This is a genomic window from Oscillospiraceae bacterium NTUH-002-81, assembly GCA_032620915.1.
Classification (GTDB): domain Bacteria; phylum Bacillota; class Clostridia; order Lachnospirales; family Lachnospiraceae; genus JAGTTR01.
Genome location: CP136052.1, coordinates 2,528,577 through 2,550,896, shown reverse-complemented (window position 1 = coordinate 2,550,896; position 22,320 = coordinate 2,528,577). Strand labels below are relative to the sequence as shown.

Annotated in this window: 20 protein-coding genes, 2 pseudogenes and 1 riboswitch; of the genes and pseudogenes, 20 read left to right on the top strand and 2 right to left on the bottom strand. The window is 54.3% G+C overall.

All coding sequences use genetic code 11. The features are described from left to right. Positions 1-135 precede the first annotated feature (135 nt). The 13 genes and pseudogenes from RJD28_12590 (at position 136) to RJD28_12530 (ending at position 13,545) form a co-directional block, all read left to right on the top strand. Positions 136-1,311 carry a M20 family metallopeptidase gene (locus RJD28_12590; protein WNV57119.1) on the top strand — a complete coding sequence of 392 codons (1,176 nt, stop codon included), beginning with the start codon at positions 136-138 and terminating at the stop codon, positions 1,309-1,311. A 267-nt stretch (positions 1,312-1,578) separates the two neighbouring features. Further along, entirely contained in the window at positions 1,579-3,024 is a 1,446-nt protein-coding gene (locus RJD28_12585; GenBank protein WNV57118.1) for an aminoacyl-histidine dipeptidase, read from the top strand. 59 nt (positions 3,025-3,083) lie between these two features. Then, complete coding sequence (locus RJD28_12580; GenBank protein ID WNV57117.1) at positions 3,084-3,890, top strand: sugar kinase; 807 nt, start codon at positions 3,084-3,086, stop codon at positions 3,888-3,890. Next, on the top strand, positions 3,868-4,107 hold the full coding sequence (locus RJD28_12575) for a carbohydrate kinase family protein (protein ID WNV57116.1): 240 nt from the start codon (positions 3,868-3,870) through the stop codon (positions 4,105-4,107). The genes RJD28_12580 and RJD28_12575 overlap by 23 nt, the downstream gene beginning before the upstream one ends. An 83-nt stretch (positions 4,108-4,190) precedes the next feature. Then, positions 4,191-4,808 (top strand): histidine phosphatase family protein, encoded by a 618-nt coding sequence (locus RJD28_12570; protein WNV57115.1) that lies wholly within the window; start codon positions 4,191-4,193, stop codon positions 4,806-4,808. Positions 4,809-4,895: 87 nt separating this feature from the next. Further along, a pseudogene (locus RJD28_12565) lies at positions 4,896-6,108 on the top strand (dicarboxylate/amino acid:cation symporter). A gap of 66 nt (positions 6,109-6,174) precedes the next feature. After that, positions 6,175-6,927 carry a Cof-type HAD-IIB family hydrolase gene (locus RJD28_12560; protein ID WNV57114.1) on the top strand — a complete coding sequence of 251 codons (753 nt, stop codon included), beginning with the start codon at positions 6,175-6,177 and terminating at the stop codon, positions 6,925-6,927. A gap of 28 nt (positions 6,928-6,955) precedes the next feature. After that, complete coding sequence (gene pfkA / locus RJD28_12555) at positions 6,956-7,924, top strand: 6-phosphofructokinase (protein WNV57113.1); 969 nt, start codon at positions 6,956-6,958, stop codon at positions 7,922-7,924. Positions 7,925-8,041: 117 nt separating this feature from the next. Continuing rightward, positions 8,042-8,347, top strand: a complete 306-nt coding sequence (locus RJD28_12550; protein ID WNV57112.1) for a hypothetical protein — start codon at positions 8,042-8,044, stop codon at positions 8,345-8,347. A gap of 148 nt (positions 8,348-8,495) precedes the next feature. Further along, a complete protein-coding gene (locus tag RJD28_12545) occupies positions 8,496-10,166 on the top strand; it encodes a glutamine--tRNA ligase/YqeY domain fusion protein (GenBank protein WNV59621.1) in 1,671 nt (556 codons plus the stop codon). 82 nt (positions 10,167-10,248) lie between these two features. Then, on the top strand, positions 10,249-11,658 hold the full coding sequence (locus RJD28_12540; protein ID WNV57111.1) for a PLP-dependent aminotransferase family protein: 1,410 nt from the start codon (positions 10,249-10,251) through the stop codon (positions 11,656-11,658). A 221-nt stretch (positions 11,659-11,879) separates the two neighbouring features. Next, positions 11,880-12,227, top strand: coding sequence for a PadR family transcriptional regulator (locus RJD28_12535; protein WNV57110.1), 348 nt, complete (start codon positions 11,880-11,882; stop codon positions 12,225-12,227). Then, positions 12,214-13,545, top strand: a complete 1,332-nt coding sequence (locus RJD28_12530; protein WNV57109.1) for a permease prefix domain 1-containing protein — start codon at positions 12,214-12,216, stop codon at positions 13,543-13,545. The genes RJD28_12535 and RJD28_12530 overlap by 14 nt, the downstream gene beginning before the upstream one ends. A gap of 4 nt (positions 13,546-13,549) precedes the next feature. On the opposite strand, the gene yfbR is transcribed toward RJD28_12530, so the two are convergent. Further along, entirely contained in the window at positions 13,550-14,137 is a 588-nt protein-coding gene (gene yfbR / locus RJD28_12525; GenBank protein ID WNV57108.1) for a 5'-deoxynucleotidase, read from the bottom strand. 291 nt (positions 14,138-14,428) lie between these two features. Next, positions 14,429-14,543: riboswitch (FMN riboswitch) on the top strand. A 106-nt stretch (positions 14,544-14,649) separates the two neighbouring features. Between yfbR and RJD28_12520 the strand changes: the two genes are divergently transcribed. The 7 genes and pseudogenes from RJD28_12520 to RJD28_12490 all read left to right on the top strand — a co-directional run bounded on the left by RJD28_12520 (position 14,650) and on the right by RJD28_12490 (position 21,191). After that, positions 14,650-14,910 carry an ECF transporter S component gene (locus tag RJD28_12520; GenBank protein ID WNV59620.1) on the top strand — a complete coding sequence of 87 codons (261 nt, stop codon included), beginning with the start codon at positions 14,650-14,652 and terminating at the stop codon, positions 14,908-14,910. A 100-nt stretch (positions 14,911-15,010) separates the two neighbouring features. Beyond that, positions 15,011-16,606, top strand: coding sequence for an FAD-dependent oxidoreductase (locus RJD28_12515; GenBank protein ID WNV57107.1), 1,596 nt, complete (start codon positions 15,011-15,013; stop codon positions 16,604-16,606). A 12-nt stretch (positions 16,607-16,618) separates the two neighbouring features. Beyond that, complete coding sequence (gene proC, locus RJD28_12510; protein WNV57106.1) at positions 16,619-17,416, top strand: pyrroline-5-carboxylate reductase; 798 nt, start codon at positions 16,619-16,621, stop codon at positions 17,414-17,416. Between the two features lie 87 nt (positions 17,417-17,503). Further along, a complete protein-coding gene (locus RJD28_12505; protein ID WNV57105.1) occupies positions 17,504-18,049 on the top strand; it encodes an NUDIX hydrolase in 546 nt (181 codons plus the stop codon). 120 nt (positions 18,050-18,169) lie between these two features. Further along, positions 18,170-18,844: a stage II sporulation protein M gene (locus RJD28_12500; protein ID WNV57104.1), complete on the top strand. Its 675-nt coding sequence runs from the start codon at positions 18,170-18,172 to the stop codon at positions 18,842-18,844. 206 nt (positions 18,845-19,050) lie between these two features. Then, positions 19,051-19,936: pseudogene (gene xerD / locus RJD28_12495) on the top strand (site-specific tyrosine recombinase XerD). 289 nt (positions 19,937-20,225) lie between these two features. Next, the gene (locus tag RJD28_12490) at positions 20,226-21,191 is read left to right on the top strand and encodes an Rpn family recombination-promoting nuclease/putative transposase (GenBank protein WNV57103.1); all 966 of its coding nucleotides are present in this window, start codon (positions 20,226-20,228) and stop codon (positions 21,189-21,191) included. 91 nt (positions 21,192-21,282) lie between these two features. Here RJD28_12490 and RJD28_12485 read toward each other — a convergent pair whose 3' ends face one another. Next, on the bottom strand, positions 21,283-22,311 hold the full coding sequence (locus RJD28_12485) for a 3-deoxy-7-phosphoheptulonate synthase (protein ID WNV57102.1): 1,029 nt from the start codon (positions 22,309-22,311) through the stop codon (positions 21,283-21,285). Between the last annotated feature and the right edge of the window lie 9 nt (positions 22,312-22,320).

Here is a 22,320-nt window from a genome sequence, read left to right as displayed (position 1 = left end):
ATAGAGCACGACAGTGCGAGTTCGTGAGATTGGGCGCGAAGCCATTAACGAAGGTTCCGGCTGCGTCAGCAGGCAATAGAGCGCGGCAGCGCGGGAAACCAGAGTTTGAGAGTTAGCGGGAAAGAAGGAATCTTTATGTATAAATTAACGGCCGAAGAGCGGGAGCGGGCCCTCTCCCTTTTGATGAAGGTGATGGCGATTCCCAGTGTCAACGGGGTATCCCGGGAAGCGGATGTGGCAGATTATCTGAAATCCTATTTTTCAGATACCGGGTATCCGGCGAAAGTGCAGCAGATCGATGAGAAGCGGGGCAATTTTATCCTGGAGGTGCCGGGGGAAGAGACAGATCATTACATGGTATGGAACGGACATATGGACACGGTGCCCTACGGGGATGTGAGCGCCTGGGCCACGGATCCGGCGGTGCCGGTGATCAAAGAGGACAGCAGGCTTTACGGCAGGGGCGCCAGCGATATGAAGAGCGGCCTGTGTGCCATGGCGTTTGCGCTGCACTTGCTGGCAGAGCGGGGTGTGAAGCCCCGGGAGACGGTGCGGTTTTTGGGTACCTGTGATGAAGAAAAGGGAGGCGCTGGTGCGGCGGCCATTCTGGAAGGGAATCTGTTCGGAGATCCGGATTTTCTGCTCATCGGGGAACCGACGGACTGCCAGTTGGGCATTGCCCAGAAGGGCTGTATCTGGCTGGAGCTGACAGTAAAGGGAAAGACGTGTCACGGTGCTTATCCGTGGATGGGCATTAATGCGGCGGAGATCGGCTTCGAGCTGTGCCAGCAGATCAAGACATACGTGTCCTGTATGGAGCACCCGGTGCTGTCTCAGGCAACGGCATCCATCACCCAGGTGCACGGCGGCGTGGCCAACAACATGATCCCGGATGAGGTGCGTTTTATCATGGATGTGCGTACTGTGCCGGGAGTAAGCCACGAAAAGCTTCTGCAGGAGATCGACAGTCTGAAGCAGGTAATGGAGATTTCCTACCCGGGGCTGGAAGTGAAGGTGCAGATCTTAAATGAGCGGATCCCGGTGGAGATTTCCAGAGGACATCATCGGGCAAAACAGCTTCGCAAAGCCGCAGAGCGGGCTACGGGAAAGGTGCCGGAGGATATGGGCATCAACTTTTTCACCGATGCATCGGTATTTTTAAGAAAAAAACAGGTGCCTACTTTACTGTTCGGGCCGGGCAGCCCGGCGCTCTGCCACAAGACGGATGAGAGCATGGAGCTTGCCAGATATTATGAAGCCATAGAGACATATATGGAATTTCTGACCATGGGCGACGAAGCAGAAGGATAATCGTGAAAGAAATATATGGTAGTATCATGATTGAAAATAACTGATAAAAATGGCGGCAGGGCGGCCATAGCAGTTGTCGCTGGAAGCTTTGAGGCAGATACCAACCGTGCCGGTAAAGCAGAGGCAAGTTGGACGTGCGCCAGTGCAGCGGAAAATGTCAGGTACGATAGGATAAACATGGTTTGAAAATGATAGAATGCAGGCCAATGGCTTCATGAAAAAAACAGAAGAAAAAGATATAGGAAGAAAGAGAGAGGAAAACAGACAATGGGCGTTTTAGCAGGATTGGAACCACTTCGGGTATTTCATTATTTTGAGGAGATCTGTCAGATCCCCCACGGATCGGGCAACACGAAAGCCATCAGTGACTATCTGGCGGGTTTTGCCAGAGAACACGGCCTTCGCTATCTTCAGGATACCACAAACAACGTGGTGATTTTTAAGGAGGCATCCAAAGGCTACGAGGACAAACCAACGGTGATGCTGCAGGGGCATATGGATATGGTATGCGCCAAACATCCCGGTGTGGAACATGATTTTGAGAAGGACGGTCTTCGGCTGGCGGTGGATGGAGACAACATCAACGCCCAGGGTACAACGCTGGGCGGCGACGATGGCATTGCCGTGGCGTATATGCTGGCCATCCTGGAGGCGGATCATATCAAACATCCGGCACTGGAGGCCGTGATCACCGTGGACGAGGAGATCGGCCTGCTGGGTGCCAAGGCGCTGGATGCCTCAGAACTGAAAAGCCGCTGGATGATCAATCTGGATTCCGAGGCAGAGGGTGTGCTGACCGTAGGCTGTGCAGGCGGCGTCCGGGCCAGACTGCATCTGCCGGTGACATATATGGAAGCAGCGGGAACGGTGTGTAAGGTGACGGTCAGTGGCCTGCTGGGCGGTCATTCCGGTGCGGAGATCGACAAGGGCAGGGCCAACGCCAACACGATGATGGGCCGCGTCCTGTATCGTCTGGCCGAGTGTGTGGAATTCACGGTGGCATCCATTGCGGGCGGACAGGCAGACAACGCCATTCCCAAGAGCTGTGAGGCCACGCTGGTGTTGACGGCAGATCAGAAGAACGAGGCAGAGGCCTGTGTGCAGAAGTTACAGGAGGAGCTTACAGAAGAATTCAGAAGCTGTGATCCAGACATCCGGATCGGACTGGAGCTGGGGGAACATCAGGAGCTGCAGGCATTTTCCTATGAGACAGTGGAGAAGCTGATCTTCCTGCTCTTTACGCTTCCAAACGGCGTGCAGCGCATGAGCCCGGATATCGAGGGGCTGGTACAGACGTCTCTCAGCCTGGGCATTGTGGAAACCCAGGAGGACAGCGTGCGGTTTGTCCTGTCCATCCGCAGCTCTCTGGAATCAGAAAAACAGCTGCTGGCGGATAAGATCGGCTACATGATCCGGTTCGTGGGCGGCACGGTGGATTTCGCAGGCGGCTATCCGGGCTGGGCATACCGGCCGGATTCTGCGCTTCGGGAGCTGATGGTGCAGGTTTACCGGGAGATGTACGGCCAGGAGCCGGTGGTAGAGGCCATTCACGCAGGGCTGGAGTGCGGCCTGATCTCCGCCAAGCTGCCGGGACTGGACTGCATTTCCCTGGGGCCGGACATGAAAGATATCCATACGCCGGATGAGACGCTGAACATCCCGTCCGTGAAGCGGGTGTGGAACTACCTGTTGAAGGTTCTGGAAAGCTGCTGAGCAATTTCATAATAAATCATTGATAAATATATAAAGAAGGAAGATAAGGGGAGAAAACGATGAAAGTACTGACATTTGGAGAAATTATGCTGCGGCTGCGGGCACCTTGGCACGAAAGACTGTTCCAGAGCGGCAGCCTGGAGGCCACCTTTGGCGGCGGCGAGGCCAACGTGGCCGTATCACTGGCAAACTACGGCGTGGATGTGGAATATTTTACGATTCTGCCGGACAACACCATCGCGGATGCCTGCGTGCGGGAGCTGCGGAAATTTGGGGTGGATACCCGGAAAATTCAGCGGGGTGAGGGACGGATGGGCCTGTATTTCCTGGAGGCCGGTTCCAACCAGATCCCCAGCCGTGTCGTGTATGATCGGGCATATTCTGCCATTTCCCTGGCAGATCCGGCATCCGTAGACTGGAAGACTGTGCTGGCGGGCAGAGACTGGTTCCACATTTCCGGCATCACCCCGGCCATCAGCCGGACTGCCATGGAGCTGAGCCTGGCGGCGGTACACACAGCGAAGGAGATGGGGCTGACGGTGTCCTGTGATTTCAACTACCGGAACAGCCTGTGGAAATATGAGGGCGCCGATGTGAAGAAAACCATGTCCCAGCTGCTGACCTGTGTGGATGTGCTGAGCATCGGTGAGGACGATGTCCGCACAAGACTGGGCATTCCGGTGGAGCTGTCAGAGACAGACACGAAGGTGCAGCGGTTTGAGAAGCTGGATGCAGCGCTGATGGCGGCATATCCGAACCTGAAGCTGGTGGTGAACACCATGCGGGAATCCATGAGCGCGGAGCGAAACGGCTGGTCTGCCTGCCTGTACGACGGAAAAAACCATGCATGTGTCCAGACGGTATGAGATCCTGGATATCGTGGATCGGGTCGGCGGCGGCGACAGCTTCTTCGGCGGTCTGGTGTATGGTCTGTCCCATTATGAGAAGGATCTGGATGCAGCACTGGAATTTGCCACAGCAGCTTCCTGCCTGAAGCTTGGCATTCCCGGAGATTTCAACCGGGTGAGCGCGGCAGAGGTAGAACAGCTCATGAAGGGTGTTGGGGCGCAGATTCAGCGGTAAATAGCATCGAAATCTTGCGCAATACCGAAATGATGGCTATAATAAGAAAGAGTATACAGAAAAAATAACAGGAGAAAGCAAACATGAAGATATATATTGTCCGCCACGGGGAGACAGACTGGAACGGCCCGAGACGCCTGCAGGGCAGATCGGACATCCCGCTGAATGAGACGGGGATCGAGGAAGCGAAGATCACCGGGGAGGCGCTGAAAGACGTGCCCTTTGCAGCGGCCTTTGTCAGTCCTCTGACCCGGACAAGACAGACAGCAGAGCTTCTCATCCGGGACCGGCACATTCCGGTGTACGAGGATGCACGGATCATCGAGATGTGTTTTGGCGTCTATGAGGGGTTGAGCGTCGTGAACCCGAAGTATCTGGTGAAGGATCCGGTGTACTGTGATGTGTTTCTGAACCATCCGGATCAGTATGAAGCGCCGGAGGGCGGCGAGACGTTCTATGAGGTGTGCGCCCGGACGCAGGATTTCCTGAATGATCTGGCACACCGGCAGGAATATGCGGACAAGTGCGTGCTGGTGGTATCCCACGGCGGCGCAATTCATGGCATGCTCAATCAGCTTTGCTTTGGCGGGGATGTGAGCCGTTTCTGGGGAGAGCGGCACATGGAGAACTGTGAAGTGGCTGTCGTGGAAGCGAAGGACGGAAAGCTGACGCTTCTGGAAGAAGGGAAACTTTACTACTAAAATACAGCAAGGTAGAAATTGCAGGAATTTTGTACTGTATGCAAAGGTATCGGGTTCTGCAAAAATACGGTATACGAAAAAAGAGGAATGAAGAGGAAAAACACTGTGAAAAAGAAGAAACTGGGGCTTTTGCCGCGGCTGGTCATCGCCATTGCCGCAGGTATCCTGATTGGATCCTTCCTGCCGGAGGGCATCGTGCGCCTGCTGGCAACCTTTAACAATATTTTTGGTAATTTTCTGAGTTTTATGATCCCGCTGATCATCATCGGTTTTATCGTGCCGGGCATCGCGGATCTGGGCATCGGCGCGGGAAAGCTGCTGGCACTGACGGCAGGCATCGCCTACTGTTCCACCATCATCGCAGGAACGGTGGCCTATACCGTGGATACGGCGCTGTTTCCCAGTCTGCTGAATCTGAGCAAAGATACCTTCGACATGCTGACGGCGGAGAGCATTTCCGCAGCGCCTTATGTGAAGGTGGAGATGCCGGCCATCATGGAAGTCATGTCTGCGCTGGTGTTTTCCTTTGTCATGGGCTTAGGCATTGCGGTGTGCAAAGCCGATGGCCTGAAAAAAGGTGTTCGATGAGTTTCAGAAGATCGTCTCCGGTGTGATTTCCGGGATCATCATTCCGCTGCTGCCCATTTACGTGTGCGGTGTGTTTGCGGATATGGCCTTTGCCGGAACTGTTTTCTCGGTGCTGGGCGTATTTATCAAGGTATTTGCTGTGGTCATCGTGCTGCAGCTCTGCATGATCCTTGTGCAGTATCTTCTGGCGGGCACCTATGCGGGGAAGAATCCCTTTTCTCTGATCAAAAATATGCTGCCTGCCTATGCGACGGCCATCGGTACCCAGTCTTCCGCAGCTACCATTCCGGTGACGCTGGATTGTACGAAGAAAAACAACGTACAGAATAAAATCGCGGATTTCGTGATCCCGCTGTGTGCTACCATTCATCTGGCGGGTTCCACCATCACGTTGACCAGCTGTTCCCTGGCGGTGTGCATGATCTTCGGCCTGGAACACGGATTTCTCAGTATCTATCTGCCATTCATCCTCATGCTGGGCGTGACCATGGTGGCAGCACCGGGCGTGCCGGGCGGTGCGGTGATGGCGGCGCTGGGACTTTTAAGCACGATGCTGGGCTTTGACGAGAGCCTGTGTTCTCTTATGATCGCCCTGTACCTGGCCCAGGACAGCTTCGGAACGGCCTGCAACGTGACCGGTGACGGCGCCATCGCGGTGCTGGTGGATGCCATCACGAGACGCAGAGACAAAAAAGAACAACAGGCAGGATGAGAACAATGAAATATTCGACAGTGGTGCTGGATCTGGACGGGACACTGACCAATTCGGAAAAAACGGGTGACAGATCGGACAAGACAGGCGCTGTTCCGTTATATGGAAGCGGGCGGCACGGTGGTGCTGGCCTCCGGGCGGCCAACCTACGGGGTATGGCCCATTGCAAAGGAATTACAGCTGGACGTGTACGGCGGGTATATCCTGTCCTTCAACGGCGGCAATATGATCGACTGCAAAACGCAGAACATCATTTATCAGAAAAAACTGCGGGAAAAGCTGCCGGCCATTCTGGCCCGGTTTGCAAAAGAACAGGGCGTTGCCATATTGACCTACGAGGGAGAGCAGATCATCACCGAGACCCCGGCGGACGTTTATGTGCAGAAGGAAGCATTTGTGAATCGGATGCCGGTGAAACAGGTGGAAGATTTTGGCGCCTATGTGGATTTCCCGGTGACGAAATGCCTGATCGTGGGCGACGGGGATCACATGGTGACGGTGGAGCAGCGGCTGAAGGAGCTGCTGGGCGCGGAGTGCTGTATTTTCCGGTCGGAGCCCTATTTCCTGGAGGTGGTGCCCAAGGGCATCGACAAGGCCCAGTCCCTGGACCGGCTGAACACCTATCTGGGAAAACGGGCGGATGATACCGCAGCCTTCGGTGACGGGTTCAATGATTGCTCCATGATCGCCTATGCCGGTCTGGGCGTGGCCATGGGGAATGCCCAGGATGCGGTAAAAGATGTGGCGGATGAGATTACCGGGACCAACGATGCAGACGGCGTGGCCGTTGTCGTGGAACGGTTTTTACAGGAAATATAAGAAAATAAACCAAAATGAGGTGCTACGTATGATTGATGGAAAAAAATGTATCGGTGTACTGACCAGCGGCGGCGACGCGCCGGGGATGAATGTGGCGATCCGCAGCGTGGTGCGGACAGCCCTTCACAATGATATCATTCCCATGGGTGTTGTCCGGGGATATAACGGCCTTCTGGAGAAAAATTTCCGGATCATGGAATTTACGTCCGTGTCCAATATCCTGAAAAAAGGCGGGACGATCCTGTTTACCGCCAGATGTAAGGAATTTTACGAGGCAAAATACCGGGAACAGGCGTACAAAAATGCAGTGGAAGCCGGCATAGACGGCCTGATCGTCATCGGCGGAGACGGCTCCTATAACGGCGCCAGGTATCTGTCGGAGCTGGGCCTGCCCTGCATCGGCATTCCGGGCACCATCGACAATGATATCGCCTGCACGGAATCCACCATTGGCTATGATACGGCCATGAATACGGTGGTGGATCTGGTGGACCGGCTCAACGATACGTCCCAGTCCCATCATCGCTGCACGGTCGTGGAGGTCATGGGACGCCATGCCGGACATATGGCGCTGAATACCGGCATTGCCTGCGGCGCAGTTGCCATTGTGACGGAGGAGACCCCCATGGACATCAACGAGATCTGTGCGCGGATCTTCCATGCCATGGAGTGCGGCAAGCACCATTTCATCATTGTGGTATCCGAGGGCGTGGGAGAGACGGAAAAGATGGCCAGAGATATCCAGAATCTCACGGGCATTGACACCCGTTCCTCCATTCTCGGCCATGTGCAGCGGGGCGGCAGCCCGTCCCTGCGGGATCGCGTGATGGCCAGTCAGATGGGCAACTATGCGGTACATCTGTTAAAAGATGGCATCGGCAACCGGGTAGTGGCCATGCAGGGAGGAAAGATCGTGGATTTCGATATCCAGGAAGCCCTGCAGATGAAGAAGGGGCTGGATATGGATCTTTATCATGTGATGGAAGAGATCACGTAAAAGACGATAACAGGATGACGGCATACAGAAAATAAGAGGTCGGAAAAGAAAAGGATTGCGTTCCTTTTCTTTTTTTCCTATAATAGTAATTATCGTTATACATTGGAGGATGAAAAAATGGGCAATAGTAAGAAGTCTGCGAGAAGTTCCAGAGGCAGAAGCAATTATGTAAAGACAATGCAGAGAAGCCAGCCGCGGCAGAAGCGTATCAGAAGAAAAGAGGAAGTGGTGGATGAGACTTCCACGAAGCGGAAGATTTCTCCCATGCTGTCCGGTGTGATCTTCGGTGCAGCTGTCGGTGCTTTTGTCGGAACCGTATATTCCAGAGCTATTATCGGATCACTCATCGGTGCCATCATCGGTGGTCTGGGCGGATGTATCGTAGACCTTGTGCAGGTGAAGGTGCTGGGCAAGAAGAAATAGGGATCAGAAGCAGGAATGGCCACAGGTGCTGTCTGACATCCGGCAGCTTGGTATGGATATAAGGCAGAATTGTTTTTTCAGCAAAAGAATAGATGAAATGACAGAAAACAGGAATGATATCGCAGAGTGAAAAATGAGGAGGAACATGATGGAAAAAGAAACAGTTTCCAGAAATTTTATAGAGCAGATCATTGACAAGGATCTGGCAGAGGGCGTGTATGACACCGTGCATACCCGTTTTCCGCCGGAGCCCAACGGCTATCTTCATATCGGACATGCCAAGTCCATTCTTCTGAATTATGGCCTGGCCGAGGAGTACCATGGCAAGTTCAACATGCGTTTTGACGATACCAATCCCACCAAGGAGAAGGTGGAGTTCGTGGATTCCATCAAGAAGGACATCCAGTGGCTGGGGGCAGACTGGGAGGATCGTCTGTTTTTCGCATCCGATTATTTTGACCAGATGTATGAGTATGCGGTAAAGCTCATCAAAAAGGGAAAGGCTTTCGTCTGCGACCTGTCCGCCGAGGAGATCCGGGAGTACCGGGGCACCTTGAAGGAGCCCGGTAAGAACAGCCCGTACCGGGACCGCTCCGTGGAGGAGAACCTGGAGCTGTTTGAAAATATGAAGAACGGCAAGTACGCTGATGGCACAAAGGTGCTGCGGGCGAAGATCGACATGGCTTCCCCCAACATTAACATGAGAGATCCGGTCATTTACCGTGTGGCACATATGACCCATCACAACACCGGGGACAAATGGTGCATCTACCCGATGTACGATTTTGCGCATCCCATCGAGGATGCCATTGAGGGCATCACCCATTCCATCTGTACGCTGGAGTTCGAGGATCACCGGCCGCTGTACGACTGGGTGGTGAGAGAGTGTGAGTTCCCCCATCCGCCGAAGCAGATCGAGTTTGCAAAATTATACCTGACCAACGTGGTGACAGGAAAACGATACATCAAGAAGCTGGTGGAGGAAGGCATCGTGGACGGCTGGGATGATCCCCGTCTGGTATCCATCGCTGCCCTGCGCCGCCGCGGGTTTACCCCGGAATCCATCAAGAAGTTTGTGGAGTTGTGCGGCATCAGCAAGAGCCAGAGCTCTGTGGACTATGCGATGCTGGAGTACTGCATCCGCGAGGATCTGAAGCTTTCCCGCTCCCGTATGATGGCTGTGCTGGATCCCATCAAGCTGGTCATCGACAACTATCCGGAGGGACAGGTGGAGGAGCTGACCGTCATCAACAACCTGGAAAATGAAGAGCTGGGCACCAGAACCGTGCCCTTCTGCCGGGAGCTGTACATTGACCGGGAGGACTTCATGGAAGAGCCGCCGAAGAAATATTTCCGTCTGTTCCCGGGCAATGAGGTGCGCCTCATGCAGGCATATTTTGTCACCTGTACCGGCTTCGAGAAGGATGAGAACGGCAAGGTGACCGTGGTACATTGCACCTACGATCCGGAGACCAAGAGCGGTTCCGGCTTCACCGGCAGAAAGGTCAAGGGAACGATCCACTGGGTTCCGGCGCCTTACGCAGTGAAGGCAGAGGTGCGTCTGTACGAGAACATCATCGATGAGGAAAAAGGTGTATACAACGAGGACGGCAGTCTGAACCTGAACCCCAATTCCCTTACGGTGCTGAAAGACTGCTACATCGAGCCTGCCATCAAAGATGCCAAAGCTTACGACAGCTTCCAGTTTGTGCGCCAGGGCTTCTTCTGTGTGGATGCCAAGGATTCCACCCCCGAGGCGCCGGTGTTCAACCGGATCGTATCGTTGAAGAGCTCCTTCAAGCTGCCGAAAGCAGAATAGAAAAGAATCGGTTTCGATGCGATGTCCGGCTGCGTTGTCGGAAATCAGTAAAGACCGAAACAAAGACAGAGAGAAATGGTTTATGAACGAACTGACGATGGAGCTGGACGGTACAAGCCGCACCCCGCTCTATGAGCAGATTTACAATTACATCAAGGGAGACATCCAGTGCGGGAAGATAGAAGCGCGGCAGAAGCTGCCTTCTACCCGGGCACTGGCGTCCTTTTTACAGGTTAGCCGCAGTACGGTGGATCTGGCCTATGAGCAGCTTTTGTCTGAAGGCTACATAGAGTCCGCGCCGTACCGGGGCTATTTTGTATGTGAGATCGACGCCCTGTACCGGAGCAATCCCTCCGGCCAGGCGCAGCCAGTGAAGGAACCGAAGAAGGAAGCCGAGAGCTATCGGTATGATTTTTCCCCCAACGGCATTGATCTTGCCCATTTTCCATTCAATACGTGGAGAAAGATCACGAGGAACACGCTGATCGATGACAAAAAAGAGATGTTTCAGCTGGGGGATCCCCGGGGAGACGAAAGCTTCCGGGAAGCGCTGTGCGAATATCTTTACCAGTCCCGGGGCGTCAAATGCAGCCCGGAGCAGGTCATCATCGGCGCGGGAAACGACTACCTGCTCATGCTGCTGTCCCGGTTTCTGGGCACCGATTACCTGGTGGCCATGGAAAATCCCACCTACAAGCAGGCGTACCGGATTTTTGAGAGTATGGGCTTCGGCGTGACGACGGTCAACATGGACAAAAGCGGCATGGATGTGCAGAAGTTGCAGGAAAGCCGGGCCCAGATCGCCTACGTGATGCCTTCCCATCAGTATCCGCTGGGCGTGGTCATGCCCATGAAGCGGCGGATGGAGCTGCTGGAGTGGGCCGACGGCGGGGACAGCCGGTACATCATTGAGGACGATTACGACAGTGAATTCCGGTATGTGGGAAAACCCATTCCGGCGCTGCAGGGAAATGATACCAAGGGGCGGGTCATCTATATCGGTACCCTGTCCAAATCCATCGCCCCGGCCATCCGGGTCAGCTACATGGTGCTGCCGGAGCGGCTGCTGGAAGCCTATGAGCAGTACGGCAGCTTTATTTCCTCCACCGTATCCCGCATCGACCAGCGCATTTTGGAGGAATTTCTGCGGGGCGGCTATTACGAGCGGCATCTGAACCGGATGCGCACCATTTATAAGAGTAAGCGGGATGTGCTCATGGAGGAAATGAAAAAGCTGTCCCCCATCTGCCAGGTGTCCGGCGACCGGGCGGGGGTTCATCTGCTGGTGCGTTTCACCGGAAATATGACGGAGAAGACTGCCATCCGCCAGGCTGCCCGGGTGGGCATCAAGGTGTACGGCCTGTCGGAATATTACATCCGGCCCATGAAGGGCAGCGGATCGGCCACGGTGCTCATGGGATATGCGAACTTGACCGAAGAAGAGATCCGGGAGGCAGTGGCATTGCTGCAGACCGTCTGGATGGAAGCATAAGCGAAAAAAATACAGAGAAACCAATGGTAAGGAAGGGAAGTCTGCGAGGGGCTTCCCTTTTGCATTGTTTAAGAAATACGTAAGATTTTCCGTGTTGACATGTATAGATATTCGATATATCATTATACATAGATGATCTATATATAAAATATTTCGATATACATAGAAGAACAAAACAAGAATATCGGAATGGGATATGAAAAGAGAAAGGAGACGAAAGTATGGCGATTGACAGAAATCTTTTGTCCGGCGGCACGACCATGCTGCTGCTGAAGCTGCTGGAGGAAAAGGATATGTACGGCTATGAGATGATCGAGAATCTGCGGCTGCGTTCCAACGATGTATTTGACTTAAAAGCGGGGACACTCTATCCGCTGTTACACGGCCTGGAGGAGAAGGGGTATCTCACCTCTTATGAGCAGGCGGCAGCGGGAAAGCTGCGGAAATATTACAGCCTGACAAAAAGCGGACGGCGGTTTCTGACACAGAAGCAGGAAGAGTGGCGGCAGTACAGCGGCGCCGTGGAGCAGGTGCTGGGAAAGGGAGGTGTGGGTTTTGCAGGAATATAAGAAGGCATATCTGCAGGAGGTGACGGATCAGATCCGCAATCGCCGGGGGAAACGGCTGGCAGAGGAAGAGCTTTGCGGCCACATTGAGGATCAGACAGAGGCTTATATCCGGGATGGCATGACGCCGGAGGCCGCCGAGGCGGAAGCGGTGCGGCAGATGGGCGATCCGGTATCCGTGGGGCTGGAGTTGGATCATCTGTACCGGCCCAAGCCGGACTGGAAGCTGATGGCATTGACAGTCGTGCTTCTGCTGCTTGGTCTGCTGGTGCAGTATGGGGTATCCGGCAGCAGCGCCTGGTTTACGCGGCAGTTGATAGAGACACAGATCGGCATTGGGGTGATGGTGGCGGCGTATTTTGTGGATTATACAGTGGTTGGAAAGCACAGTCTGTGGATGTGGGGCGGATTGACCGTGCTCATCGGCGCGGAAATCGTTTCTCAGGGCATGCTGTTTGGCAGCTTCCGCAATGGACAGTACTTTGTATATCCGCTGCTGATGCTGTTCGTGCCGCTGTTTGCCGGTGTTTTGTACCGGATGAAGGGCTGGGGCGCTGGCGGCGTCCTGCTCTGTGAAGGCATTGCAGCCATAGCGGTTTTTCTTGCCATTCTCTCCGGCAGCATGACTTCCGTGCTGGAGTTGGCGGCAGTGTTCTTCTGTATGCTCGTCTGGGCGGTGTGCCGGGGGTGGTTTAGGGAGCGCCGGGGAAAATGCCTGGGGGTGCTCCTTGGTTCCGAGGTGGTGATCTTTGGCGGTTTTCTGCTGAAAGCACTGCTGTCCAGCGGCTACCGTCAGCAGCGCATCTTGGCAGCCTTTCACCCGGAGCAGTTCTCTGAGAGCACCGGATACCAGGCCGTGTATGCCAGAAAACTGCTGGCCGGGGTACAGCTGTTCGGCGCCGGGGCCACGGGCAATCTGACGGCAGGAGATCTGAATTTTGCAGATCAGGGGCTTCTGTACGTGATGGTAAAATACGGGCTGGTGGCCGGACTGGTCATTGTGGCTCTGCTGGTGTTCCTTCTGGCACGGATGTTTGTCGTTGCGTTCCGGCAGAAAAATCAGCTGGGTTCCCTTCTGATCTTCGGCACCGCCTGCCTGTTTTTCAGTGAGACGGTTATTTATCTTCTGTATCACATGGGATTTATGCTGATCATGCCCAAATACCTACCCTTCTTCTCCCGGGCCGGCTGGGGCATCGTGTCCATGTGCCTGCTCATGGGGCTGGTTTTAAGCGTGTTCCGCAACACCAATCTGGTGAAGGAAACGCCGGAAAAACCGAGACAGCGGTATCGGCTTCGCATCGAAAAGATAGAGGAATAGAAAGTCATTCCCGCAGCAGTTCGTCCAGGTTTTTCCCAAAAGGGCTTAAGAATTCTTCGATAAAAATCGGAATCTCCGGCAGCTGCATGGCTTCCAGGGAAGCCCGTGTGGCCTGCTGGGCACTGAAAAATTCGCTGTTGCCGGCGCTGGCCTCCTCAATGCATTTGATGTAGGCGGACAGCTTGTCGGCGGCTTTTACCAGCCGGTGCACATAGGCATCCTCCTCCGTGGGGATAAAAAGGGAGCGGTAGTAAGGCTGCATATCCTCCGGCAGCATGGATAACAGCTGCTGGTTGGCCTTTTCCTCCAGCGCCTGGAAGGCATCCTGGATCTCATGGTTGTGATATTTCACCGGGGTGGGCATATCTCCCGTGATGATCTCAGAAGCGTCGTGGTACATGCCCAGCAGGGCCGCCTTCTCCGGATCCACGGTTTTGCCGCACCGGGTGATGCTGATGACGGCAAGGGCATGGGCGATCATCCCCACCTGCAGGGCGTGCTCACTGACGGTCTCCTGCTTGCTGTTGCGCATCAGCGCCCAGCGCTCAATATATTTCATTCGTGACATCATTGCAAAAAAAGCATGATTCATGGCCGGTTCCTCCATTTGTATATATTATGTCTGCGAATTGTTCTGTGCTTCGCACGCGCACAATTCTGCCCGTTATTCGCATATCGTGAGATGGCCATCTCACTTTTATGCTCATATCGGGGCGGGTCTCAGGGTCTTTCATCCACTGATGAGCGAGCTCATGTGGATTTAGACCTTTTGACTCTGACAGCATTATTTTACCAGATTTGATAGGAAATGGACAGAGGCGAGTGCACACTTTACAATCAGCGAAAAACATATTATAATGCGATCAGAAGAAAAAAATAATACGATGATCTTCGAGGCGGGGTGTGATTCCCCACCGGCGGTAAAGTCCGCAAGCCGAAAGGCACGATACGGTGCAATTCCGTAACCGACGGTATAGTCCGGATGAAAGAGGATAGAGCAAAGATGCCCGATGGTCTGTTGTTGCCATTGGGCATTCATACTATCCCGGAAAGGGAAAAAATTATGAAAAAACGTCATCTGTAAAAGAAACTGTATTTGTGGGCATGATGGGAGCAATCTCCGCGGTGCTGATGCTGCTGAACATCTCCCTGCCGTTTGTGCCGGGCTTTCTGAAGTTCGACATTTCTGAGCTTCCGGCGCTGTTTGCGGGATTTTTCCTCGGGCCGGTCAGCGGCTGCGGGGTTATTGTGGTCAAGATCCTGTTAAAGATCCTGTTTCAGGGCACGGACACCGGTTACGTGGGCGAGGTGATGAACGTTCTGGGAAGCATGTGCTTCATTCTTCCGGCATCACCTCTTTTTTGACTTATCTGGTCTATAAACGGATCGGCAACCGTCTGCGGGCCATCGTCGGAAGCCCGGAGAAGGGATCCTACAAAGCAGCGGAAGGAACGGAGTGAGGCATATGAAGGAAGCGTGGGCTGTCAGACCTGAAAAAATCCCTTCGGATCAAATAAAGGGTATTTACGAGGCAGATATCGTGGTTGTGGGAGCCGGGCATGCCGGGACGTGCGCGGCACGCGCCGCAGCCGAAGCCGGTGCCCGTGTGATCGTGCTGGAACAGCAGGAGGAGGACAGGCAGTGGGTGCTGGGCATCGGCGAGATCGGACATATCAACAGCCAGTGGCAGAGGGCGCATGGCGTCCCGCCGGTGGATGTGGATACGTTTGTGAATGACTGGCAGCTGCGCACAGGCAACCGTTCTCTTTTTCCACTGATCAAAACCTACGCGATGCATTGCGGGGAAGCCTTTGACTGGTTGATTGCACCGCTGTCCCAGGAGGAAAAGGATGGGATCCATCCGATGCTGATGCCGCCAAGCCCTCATATGCCGGAGACGTTGAATGGTTTTCATGCGTGGCCGGGAACGCCTAACATGGGAATGGCGCTGCAGACCAGGGCTGTCAAAGCCAGTCAGCAGCTGGCCCGGGAACACGGGGCGGAATTTTTCTTTTCCACCCGCGCCCTGCAGCTGGAGCAGGCGGAAAATATGCGGGTAACCGGTGTGTATGGCAGGAGCGCCGACGGCAGCATCTGTCTGTACCGGGCGGCGAAGGGCGTGATTCTGGCAGCGGGAGACTACAGCAGAAATGCGGATATGTGCCGGTATCTCCTTGCGGAAGCTGCCGATCTGACAGAGGAAGGCAGTGATTTTACCGGGCATGGATGGGACGGCAGCGGTATCTGCATGGGGCTGTGGGCAGGCGGCAGGCTGGAACCGAGAAGCCATGCGGCCATGGGTGGCAATTATTCCTTCCCCGGGTTTGGACTTATCGGCGCGACTCCTGTGCTGCGGGTGAACCGACACGGCAGGCGCTATTCGGATGAGGCGTTCGGCACCCACATTCTGGCGGCACTTCCCGGGGCGTATCAGCCAAACGGAAACCTGTGGGCGGTTTTTGATGATCAGATTGAGCGGCAGATCACGTTCCAGACGCCCTGTCACGGGCTGCTGGATTATACAGATGCACAGGAATATGGGCGGTTCCGGGATGCCCTGGAGAAGGCCAGAGGCCAGAAGAACAAGGTCATTCTTGACCGGGATCGGGCCGGAGAAAGCCGGCCCCTTTACTGTGCGGACACGCTGGAGCAGCTGGCGGCGCTGATGTTTGCGGATGAAGGGGATCGGAGCAATTTCCTGCAGACCGTCGAACGGTACAATCAGCTGTGCCATCAGGGGCATGACGATGATTTCGGAAAAGATGCCCGGCTGATGCAGCCGGTGGAGACACCGCCTTTTTACGCCAGCGGTACGGTGAAAGACAGCCACAGCCCCGGCGGACAGTCGCTGAAGATTCTTGTGACGGTCAGCGGGTTGGAGATCGATGCGCATCAGCAGGTGCTGAACCGGGATTTTGAACCGATCCCGGGACTGTATGCCACCGGCAACTGCAGCGGCAGGCGGTTTGGCGTGCAATACACCACTTCCCTGCCGGGGCAGAGCATCAGCATTGCCCAGACGCTGGGACGGGAAGTGGGATACTATGTGGCGAAAATGTAAGGAGGAATTGTGATGGCGAAGATTGGATTTATCGGAATGGGCAACATGGGATTTGCGATTTTACAGGGACTTCTGAAGCTGTACCGCCCGGAAGACCTGTTGTTTACCGATGTGAATCAGGAGCGCATGGAGACTGTGAAAAAACAGACTGGCGTGGATTTCGTGGAGAGCAATGCGGAGTGTGCGAACCAGTCACGGATCGTGGTGCTGGCGGTAAAGCCCCAGTATTATGATGCGGTGCTGAAAAATATCAAATACGCGGTGAAACCGGAGCAGATCGTCATTTCCATTGCACCGGGCATCACCATTGATTCTCTTGTGAAAAAGCTGGGCGACGGCAAGCGGATCGTGCGGGCCATGCCCAATACCCCGGCACTGCTGGGCGAGGGGATGACCGGCGTGACCTATGACCGTGGGCTGTTTACGGAGGAAGAGGAACAGGAGATCCGGGCATTTTTCCAGTCCTTTGGCCGGATGGAATACGTGGAGGAACGGCTCATGAGTGCGGTGGTGTGCGCCAGCGGCAGTTCCCCGGCCTATGTATACATGTTTATCGAGGCGCTGGCAGACAGTGCGGTGCGCTACGGCCTGCCCCGGGATAAGGCGTATGAATTTGCTGCCCAGACGGTGAAGGGCGCGGCAGAGATGGTGCTGCAGACAGGCAAGCACCCCGGCGAGCTCAAGGACATGGTATGCTCCCCGGCGGGCACCACCATCGCAGGTGTGGCAGCACTGGAGGAGTATGGCTTCCGCAATGCGGTGCTGAAAGCCAACGAAGCCTGCTACGAGAAATGCGAGGCCATAAAATAAGAACAGCTGTCCGCAGGATAGGCAGAAGATTTCGCGTCAGCTGCCGGTGGAAGCAGGAGATTTGGACGGGAAAGTGAGGATACATATATGGAAGAGAAAACAGAGTTTGAGCGGCTGGACCGGAAGCTGATCCACAGGGGCGCCATCATCGACCTGTATCAGGATTCGGTCAGAACCCCGTCGGGCCATGTGGCAAAATGGGATTTTATCGGGCACAAGGGGGCAGCGGCGGTGGTGCCGGTGACGGAGCGGGGCACAATCCTCATGGTGCGCCAGTACCGCAACGCCATTGACCGGTATACGCTGGAGATCCCGGCAGGCGGCAGGGACAGCCTGGAGGAGAAAACGTATGACTGTGCGGCCCGGGAACTGGAGGAGGAAACCGGATTCCGTTCAGATCATCTGGAGCTGCTCATTCAGCTGAAAACGGCGGTGGCCTACTGCAACGAATTCATTGACGTGTATGTGGCGAAGGATCTGGTACCATCCCATCAGCATCTGGATGAGGACGAGTTCATCAACGTGTGCGAGTACACGGTGGATGCGTTGTGTGAGAAAATCTTCTCCGGTGAGATCCAGGATGCCAAGACCATTGCGGCCATTATGGCGTATAAAGTAAAATATCAGGCCTGAACTGGCGGGCAGTGCACAGAACAGTGCGGATTGTGCCGACAGACTGGAAATGCCCCGGAATACATGGTATGCGGCGGCCCCCCTCTCATAAGATAGAGAACAGAAGGGAGGTGCCGCTTTTTGCGTATTATACAGGAAAATGCAAAAGATCTGTGGAGAAACCGGGTGTGTGCCCTGTTCATCCCCGGCGTGATGCTCGGTATGGCGTTTTCCTGGTGTTATGGGAAAAAATATGTGGCATATGCGGGCATCTTAAGCGCCTATTATCTGCAGCGCTACCACTATGCGGCGCCCTCCCGGGAGCAGCTTTTTTTTTTTTTGCTGCGGGAGCGGGGAATGGGAGCGCTGGTGTTGTGTGCCCTGTCGGCTACGGTGGTGCGCGCCCTGGCGGTGCGGCTCTTTTCCTGCTGGGCTGGATTTTGCGCGGGCACCTATTTTACCATGCTGGGCCTGAAATTCGGCGCGGAGGGACTGGCCTTCGGTGTGTTGGGCCTGTTGCCTCAGTATATTTTCTATGTGGCGGCGTATTTTCTGCTGGCAACCGGGGCGGGAACAACGGGCACCGGGATGGGGGTGACGCGGGATGCGGTGTATCGGAGAGGCCTGCCGGGAAATGCCGGCGCAGGCAGCTGGTTTTCTCGGGTACTTTACACTGATCGGACATGGGGCAGGAGAATGGCATCGGGCAGTCAGGTACTGGCGTTGGTTAGGATTTTTCTGCTGTTTTTCATGGGACTGGCGCTGGAAGCCTGGGTAAATCCGCTGCTGGTCCGTATGCTCGTAAAAATTTTGTAAAATTTGTAATAAATTTTTTACAAGATATTGTATTCGCAAAAATACCATCGGCAAGATGTTGCGTTTTTACAAAAAAAGCCCGGAAAATCGCGGGTTTCCGGGTAAAATTATCATTTGCTTTTCGGGAAAAACCACATTATAATAGGGCTAGAATTGTTACGGTTCATGCAGGTGGGCTGTAACACGTAAACAATGTGGGGGCGCGTATGGAACAGGAACTGCAGTCATTTATGATTTATCTGCATGACGTGAAAAAGACGTCGGCAAATACGGAAATTTCATATCAGAGAGATCTGCGCAAGCTGGAACAGTATCTGGAGCAGCAGGGGGGTAGACCGGGCGGATCAGATGACGGCGACGAACCTGAATTCCTACATCCTTTATATGGAGAAGAACGGATTTGCCCCGTCCACCGTGTCCAGAAGCATTGCCTCCATCAAGGCATTTTCCCATTATCTGCTCGTGCAGGGGGTGCTGAAGGAGGACATTTCCCAGACGCTGAAATCGCCCCGGATCGAGAAAAAGATGCCGGAGATCTTAAGCATTGAGGAGATTGACCGCCTGCTGGCACAGCCTTCGGGGAAGAACCCCAAGGACGTCCGGGACCGGGCCATGCTGGAGCTTCTGTATGCCACGGGCATTCGGGTATCAGAGCTGATCTCCATGAAGGTGTCCGATGTCAATATGAAGCTGGCTTATATCGTGTGCAGGGACGGTGACCGGGAGCGGATCATCCCCTTTGGCCAGAAAGCCAGAAAAGCACTGGAGCAGTATCTGCACACTGCCAGAGGTATTTTGCTGAAAGGGCAGGACAGCGATACGCTGTTTACCAACTGCTCCGGCAGCCCCATGAGCCGCCAGGGCTTCTGGAAGCTGATCAAGAGCTATGCCAGAAAAGCCGGGATCACCTCCGAGATCACGCCCCACACCATCCGCCACTCCTTTGCGGCGCATCTGGTGGAGAACGGCGCGGATCTGCATGCCGTACAGGAGATGATGGGCCATTCCGATATTTCCACGACCCAGATCTATGTGAACCTCAACGCCAACCGGGTGCGGGAGGTGTACGCCAAGGCGCATCCGAGAAGATAAGTGAATCGGGAAACGTAACAGACAGAGAAAGACTTTGCCAATCGTCAGGCTGTATGGCGGCGGGCAGGGTCTTTTTTGAACTTTGGTGATTTTGGCAGTTTGCACATTGACAGAAAAACAGGTGTTTGCTACACTGTAATTACATATCTGGGAAAGTTCTTGGCCGTTCGGTCACTCAATCCCCATATGCGAAAACAAAAAATATGGCGGAGAGAGTGGGAGCGGGCATGCAGCAGCTTTGACGGTGCATCTTCTATTCTTCTCTGCCATCAGTAGGAGGAACATGCGAATGCAAAGAAGAAAACTGGAAGAATTGAACCTGTTGGATGATTTCCTTTTTAACGCCATGCTGGCGTATCCGGATACAGGAGAAGCGTTTATCCGGAAATTGTTGGAGACGCTGTTTGATCGGAAATTTCCGCATCTGAAAATCCGTGCGCAGGAGTCGTTTGTGGGAGTGAATACGGATCTTCGCGGCGCAAGGCTGGACGTCTATATTGAGGAGGACGGAAGCGTGCAGATCAATGGAGAGGAAATTCCAGCGGTCTACGATGTGGAACCGGATCATAACCATAAAGCGGCGGAGATCAAAGCATTTCCGAAGCGAGCCAGGTTTTATCATGCGATGATCGACAGAAGAAGCCTGAAAGCCGGAGAGCATTTTGGCAAAATGAAAAAGGTGTATGTGATCTTTATCTGTGATTATGATCCCTTCGGCTATGACCGGGCGTTATACACGATCAAAAACAGATGCCTGGAAGAACCGACAATGCCATATGAAGACGATGCGGAGACCTGGGTGCTGTACACCCGGGGTAAAAAAGGAAACATTTCGGAAAGTTTGCGTCAGCTTCTCAGCTACATGGAGAACACGAACCAGAACAATGCGATCAATGAAGATCTGAGAGACATCCAGCAGATGGTGGATCAGGTCAAGCGGGACGGGGAGGTTTCATTACGATATATGAAATGGTTTGAGCATGATCAGATGATGTATGAGGAGGGCCGTGAACAGGGGCGCAAAGACACGCAGGAAAGTGCGGAACGAGAACGGAAAATTGCAGAGCAGGAACGAAAAAATGCAGAGAGAGAACGACAAATTGCGGAGCAAGAGAAGAAAAGAGCAGAAGCAGCGGAACAGAAGAACGAACTGACGAAACGTCTTCTGGCGGATCAGCGCATTGACGATCTGCAGCGTGCTCTGGATGATCCGGCATTTCGGGATCAGTTATTGCAGGAATACGACATGAACTAATGCATAGACAGATTGCTTCCGGCGAATGTGAAAAAGGTGCAGTCCCAGCGATGGGATTGCACCTTTTGTCATAAGCTTTTAACCGTAAATTTTAGCACAGATCGGCGATCTCGTAAATGAGTTGTTCGGATTCCTCCCAGCCCAGGCACGGGTCGGTGATGGACTTGCCGTACACGCCCTCGCCTACCTTCTGGCAGCCGGGCACGATGTAGCTCTCGATCATGACGCCCTTCACCAGCTGATGAATGTCCGGATCCAGACGGCGGCTGTGCAGCACTTCCTTGACGATACGGATCTGCTGCTCGTATTTCTTGTTGGAATTGGAGTGGTTGGCATCCACGATGACAGCCGGATTCTGCAGATCCTTTTCCCGGTACATGTTCATGAGCAGCTGCAGATCCTCGTAGTGGTAGTTGGGGATGCAGGAGCCGTGCTTGTTCACCGCACCGCGCAGCACCACGTGTGCCAGCGGGTTGCCGGCAGTCTTCACCTCCCAGCCGCGGTAAATGAAGGTGTGGTGGCCCTGTGCTGCATGGACGGAGTTCAGCATGACGGACAGATCACCGCTGGTAGGGTTCTTCATACCGGCGGGGATATCAAAGCCGCTGACGGTGAGACGGTGCTGCTGATCCTCCACGGAGCGGGCGCCGATGGCCACGTAGGAGAGGATGTCCGACAGATACTGCCAGTTTTCCGGGTAAAGCATCTCATCGGCAGCCGTCAGGCCGCTTTCCTCCACGGCACGGATGTGCAGATGGCGCATGGCGATAAGACCGGCCAGCAGGTCTGGCTTCTTCTCCGGGTCGGGCTGGTGTACCAGTCCCTTGTAGCCGTCACCGGTGGTACGCGGTTTGTTTGTATAAATTCTCGGGATGATGATCAGCTTGTCCTTGACCTTTTCCTGTACGGGGATCAGGCGGCGGATATAGTCGCAGACGGACTCCTCGTTGTCTGCGGAGCAGGGGCCGATAATGACAAGAAACTTATCGGAATTCCCGGTAAATACGTCCTGAATCTGTTTGTCCCGTTCTTTTTTTATCTGTGCAACCTTTTCCGGCACGGGGTACTGCTGTTTGATCTCTGCCGGGGTAGGAAGCTTCTTGATGAATTCGAATCCCATGGTTCAATC